Origin of the sequence: Gillisia lutea (genome assembly GCF_021568705.1) — a bacterium.
Classification (GTDB): Bacteria; Bacteroidota; Bacteroidia; order Flavobacteriales; family Flavobacteriaceae; genus Gillisia; species Gillisia lutea.
Map to the genome: position 1 here is coordinate 1 of NZ_JAKGTH010000001.1, position 5,835 is coordinate 5,835.

General features: G+C 45.8%; 2 tRNA genes and 3 rRNA genes. All 5 read right to left on the reverse strand.

Annotated elements, in window-relative coordinates:
- Window positions 1–44 precede the first annotated feature (44 nt).
- Window positions 45–154 (reverse strand): 5S ribosomal RNA (rrf, locus tag L1I30_RS00005).
- A 151-nt stretch (window positions 155–305) separates the two neighbouring features.
- A 23S ribosomal RNA gene (locus L1I30_RS00010) occupies window positions 306–3,142 on the reverse strand.
- A 239-nt stretch (window positions 3,143–3,381) separates the two neighbouring features.
- Window positions 3,382–3,455 (reverse strand) — tRNA-Ala (locus L1I30_RS00015).
- Between the two features lie 113 nt (window positions 3,456–3,568).
- A tRNA-Ile gene (locus L1I30_RS00020) sits at window positions 3,569–3,642 on the reverse strand.
- Window positions 3,643–3,791: 149 nt separating this feature from the next.
- Window positions 3,792–5,315: ribosomal RNA gene (locus tag L1I30_RS00025) — 16S ribosomal RNA — on the reverse strand.
- The 16S, 23S and 5S rRNA genes sit together here with 2 tRNA genes alongside, the layout of an rRNA operon.
- Window positions 5,316–5,835 lie beyond the last annotated feature (520 nt).

Consider the following 5,835-nt stretch of genomic DNA (forward strand, 5'->3'; position numbering starts at 1 on the left):
AAAACAAAAAACCCCTTCATCGGATGATGAAGGGGTTTTCAAAAACAAGGCGGCGACATACTCTCCCACAAGGATGCAGTACCATCTGCGCTAACGGGCTTAACTTCTCTGTTCGGAATGGGAAGAGGTGAGCCCCGTTGCTATAGCCACCTTAAATCGTAAAGCATCTGTCCAACTCTTATAGCTGGCAGCCTACTTCTAATAACATAACATATATAGGAAATAAAAAATAGAATCGTATACAAGAGATAATTATATCACATAGGTTTTTTCGTCCCCCTTCCTTTTAAAAAAGGTTGGGGGACTGCACTAAGCTTTACGGATTATTAGTACCACTCGGCTATGACATTACTGCCTTTACACCTATGGCCTATCAACGTGGTAGTCTTCCACGATCCTTTAAAGAAATCTCATCTTGTGGTGGGTTTCGCGCTTATATGCTTTCAGCGCTTATCCCTTCCGAACGTAGCTACCCAGCAATGCTCCTGGCGGAACAACTGGTGCACCAGAGGTTCGTCCAACTCGGTCCTCTCGTACTAGAGTCAGATCCACTCAAATTTCTAACGCCCACTGTAGATAGAGACCGAACTGTCTCACGACGTTCTGAACCCAGCTCGCGTGCCACTTTAATGGGCGAACAGCCCAACCCTTGGGACCTTCTCCAGCCCCAGGATGTGACGAGCCGACATCGAGGTGCCAAACCCCCCCGTCGATGTGAGCTCTTGGGGGAGATCAGCCTGTTATCCCCGGCGTACCTTTTATCCTTTGAGCGATGGCCCTTCCATGCGGAACCACCGGATCACTATGCTCTACTTTCGTACCTGATCGACCTGTATGTCTCTCAGTCAAGCTCCCTTATGCCATTGCACTCTACGCACGGTTACCAAGCGTGCTGAGGGAACCTTTAGAAGCCTCCGTTACTCTTTTGGAGGCGACCACCCCAGTCAAACTACCCACCAAGCATTGTCCTTCCATTGGAAGTTAGGCTTCAAACAAGTAAAGGGTGGTATTTCAACAATGACTCCACCACACCTGGCGATGCAGCTTCAACGTCTCCCACCTATCCTACACATCACTTGTCCAAAGTCAATACTAAGCTATAGTAAAGGTGCACGGGGTCTTTTCGTCCCACAGCGGGTAATCGGCATCTTCACCGATACTACAATTTCACCGAGCTCATGGCTGAGACAGTGTCCAGATCGTTGCACCATTCGTGCAGGTCGGAACTTACCCGACAAGGAATTTCGCTACCTTAGGACCGTTATAGTTACGGCCGCCGTTTACTGGGGCTTCAATTCAATGCTTCGCCGAAGCTAACATCTCCTCTTAACCTTCCAGCACCGGGCAGGTGTCAGGCCCTATACGTCATCTTTCGATTTAGCAGAGCCCTGTGTTTTTGATAAACAGTCGCCTGGACCTCTTCACTGCGGCCCATCCGAAGATGGGCGACCCTTCTCCCGAAGTTACGGGTCGATTTTGCCTAGTTCCTTAGCCATGAATCTCTCGAGCACCTTAGAATTCTCATCCCAACTACCTGTGTCGGTTTACGGTACGGGCTGCCTCCACTCGCTTTTCTTGGAAGTCGATCCGCTGGATTATCACGCCGGCCGAAGCTTTTGTGTACTATCGAGGTGTTACCACTCTCTTTAACGTACTATTCCGTCAGTACGCACCAACTTTTCGCCTCCGTCACTTTTAACGTGGGGCAGGTACAGAAATATTAATCTGTTGTCCATCCACTTCCCCTTTCGGGTTCGCGTTAGGTCCCGACTAACCCTCAGCTGATTAGCATAGCTGAGGAAACCTTAGTCTTTCGGTGTGCGGGTTTCTCGCCCGCATTATCGTTACTTATGCCTACATTTTCTTTTGTAATTAGTCCAGCATACCTCGCAGTACACCTTCAACCCCATTACAATGCTCCCCTACCACTTACAATCCTAGATCGTAAATCCATAGCTTCGGTAGTATATTTATGCCCGATTATTATCCATGCCGAACCGCTCGACTAGTGAGCTGTTACGCACTCTTTAAATGAATGGCTGCTTCCAAGCCAACATCCTAGCTGTCTGGGCAGTTCAACCGCGTTTTTTCAACTTAATATACATTTGGGGACCTTAGCTGATGGTCTGGGTTCTTTCCCTCTCGGACATGGACCTTAGCACCCATGCCCTCACTGATATACATCATTTTATAGCATTCGGAGTTTGTCAGGAATTGGTAGGCGGTGAAGCCCCCGCATCCAATCAGTAGCTCTACCTCTATAAAACTAATAAATCGCTGCACCTAAATGCATTTCGGGGAGTACGAGCTATTTCCGAGTTTGATTGGCCTTTCACCCCTACCCTCAGGTCATCCCAAGACTTTTCAACGTCAACGGGTTCGGTCCTCCACTATGTGTTACCACAGCTTCAACCTGCCCAAGGGTAGATCACACGGTTTCGCGTCTACCACTACCAACTATAGCGCCCTATTAAGACTCGCTTTCGCTACGGCTCCACCTCTTAAAGGCTTAACCTTGCTGGCAACGGTAACTCGTAGGCTCATTATGCAAAAGGCACGCCGTCACCCCCTAAAGGGCTCCGACCGCTTGTAAGCGTATGGTTTCAGGATCTATTTCACTCCGTTATTCACGGTTCTTTTCACCTTTCCCTCACGGTACTGGTTCACTATCGGTCTCTCAGGAGTATTTAGCCTTAGCGGATGGTCCCGCCAAATTCATACAGGGTTTCACGTGCCCCGCACTACTCAGGATACTGCTATGATTTATGATCTTTACTTATACAGGGCTATCACCTTCTTTGGCCAAGCTTTCCAACTTGTTCTAATTCATTACACAACCAATATCGCAGTCCTACAACCCCAGCCTGTCCGTAAACAAACTGGTTTGGGCTAATGCGCGTTCGCTCGCCGCTACTTACGCAATCACTATTGTTTTCTTCTCCTCCGGGTACTTAGATGTTTCAGTTCCCCGGGTTCGCCTGCCTTACGGCATACTACACCTTCAATGTAGTGGGTTGCCCCATTCGGATACCTGCGGATCAATTTGTATGTGCCAATCCCCGCAGCTTTTCGCAGCTTATCGCGTCCTTCTTCGCCTCTGAGAGCCTAGGCATTCCCCATACGCCCTTATTTAGCTTATGTGCTTTTTACCTAATGTGCTCAAGATACCTATAAGCCGATATGCTTATAGATCTCTTTTATTATAATTATTCTTAAATATGTACCGAAGTACATACTCGTATGTTTCTCGTATTCTTTATTTCCCAATATGTCAATGAACGTTTTTCCCTTACAACAACCTCTTCTCGATGATAACCAAACGAAGTATACTAATGTATCCTGGTTGTTTGAATTACCTATACCAAAAAGATCTAGGAATAGTGGAGAATATCGGAGTCGAACCGATGACCTCCTGCGTGCAAGGCAGGCGCTCTAGCCAGCTGAGCTAATCCCCCATTTTATCGAAATTCAGAACTATGAATTCAGAATTAAAAACGATTAGAATTCTCAACTTCTAAAATTTCCTATTTTAATGAACATGCATCCAACCAATTACTCAGTTAAATAGTAGTCTCAGGCAGACTCGAACTGCCGACCTCTACATTATCAGTGTAGCGCTCTAACCAGCTGAGCTATGAGACTGTCTTTCTTTTTTATTAAAAAGATCTACAATCAAAAGATTGCTCTCTTTTTCTATTGTAATAATTAAATTGACAGGAATTAAGACAAAAAGAACCTTTTAAGTACTTTTTGTAATTGCGAATGCTTCTTTAATAAAAGCTATTCTCTAGAAAGGAGGTGTTCCAGCCGCACCTTCCGGTACGGCTACCTTGTTACGACTTAGCCCCAGTTACCAGTTTTACCCTAGGCGGCTCCTTGCGGTGACCGACTTCAGGTACCCCCAGCTTCCATGGCTTGACGGGCGGTGTGTACAAGGCCCGGGAACGTATTCACCGCATCATGGCTGATATGCGATTACTAGCGATTCCAGCTTCACGGAGTCGAGTTGCAGACTCCGATCCGAACTGAGATAGGGTTTATAGATTCGCTCCTGCTTGCGCAGTGGCTGCTCTCTGTCCCTACCATTGTAGCACGTGTGTGGCCCAGGACGTAAGGGCCGTGATGATTTGACGTCATCCCCACCTTCCTCACAGTTTGCACTGGCAGTCTTGTTAGAGTTCCCGACATGACTCGCTGGCAACTAACAACAGGGGTTGCGCTCGTTATAGGACTTAACCTGACACCTCACGGCACGAGCTGACGACAACCATGCAGCACCTTGTAAATTGTCCGAAGAAAAATCTGTTTCCAAATCTGTCAATCTACATTTAAGCCCTGGTAAGGTTCCTCGCGTATCATCGAATTAAACCACATGCTCCACCGCTTGTGCGGGCCCCCGTCAATTCCTTTGAGTTTCATTCTTGCGAACGTACTCCCCAGGTGGGTTACTTATCACTTTCGCTTAGCCACTCAGAATTGCTTCCGAACAGCTAGTAACCATCGTTTACGGCGTAGACTACCAGGGTATCTAATCCTGTTCGCTACCTACGCTTTCGTCCATCAGCGTCAATGACTTATTAGTGATCTGCCTTCGCAATCGGTGTTCTATGTAATATCTATGCATTTCACCGCTACACTACATATTCCAACCACTTCATAAGTATTCAAGAACAACAGTATCAATGGCAATTCTATGGTTGAGCCACAGACTTTCACCGCTGACTGATTGTCCCGCCTACGGACCCTTTAAACCCAATGATTCCGGATAACGCTTGGATCCTCCGTATTACCGCGGCTGCTGGCACGGAGTTAGCCGATCCTTATTCGTAGAGTACCGTCAAATTCCTACACGTAGGAGTGTTTCTTCCTCTATAAAAGCAGTTTACAACCCATAGGGCCGTCTTCCTGCACGCGGCATGGCTGGATCAGGCTCTCGCCCATTGTCCAATATTCCTCACTGCTGCCTCCCGTAGGAGTCTGGTCCGTGTCTCAGTACCAGTGTGGGGGATCTCCCTCTCAGGACCCCTATCTATCGTAGCCTAGGTAAGCCGTTACCTTACCTACTAGCTAATAGAACGCATACTCATCTTATAGCCATAAATGTTTAATTATTAAATAATGCTATTCAATAATACTATGGGGTATTAATCCAAATTTCTCTGGGCTATCCCCCTCTATAAGGTAGATTGTATACGCGTTACGCACCCGTGCGCCGGTCGCCACCTGATTGCAAGCAATCTGTGCTGCCCCTCGACTTGCATGTGTTAAGCCTGCCGCTAGCGTTCATCCTGAGCCAGGATCAAACTCTTCATCGTTAATCTTTAAATGTGTTTAACAACTACTAAAGTATGTTTTCCGATAACCTCCGAAGAGATCATCAACTCAAAATTTTCTTCTAGTCTTAATTCTTTATTCTATGTTTATAATAACCACCTTAATGGTCGTTATTAAAACGCGCTGTCAATTCAATATATCAATGAACTTTTTAAGTCCTTTACTCAAAAATAAATCTCAAGTAAAACTCTTGTTGAAACTAAAGGAGTCGAACCTTCTTTTTTACTACCCTACCTCGGGATTTCTATTCTTCAGTATCTTTTAATGAACACTTGCTCTGTAAGCGGCTGCAAATATACAACCCTTTTTCTTTAACCGGCAAACTTTTTTTGAAGTTTTTTTTATAAAAATTTTAAAGCTTTTAAAACCCTAAAACTTCACAAAACCGCATCTTACAAAGAACTCTTTACCCCCTTACAAGCCTTTTAAAACTTGCGCCGAAAGCGGCTGCAAATATACCACCTTTCTTTTTTAATCAGCAAAACTTTTTTTAGTTTTTTT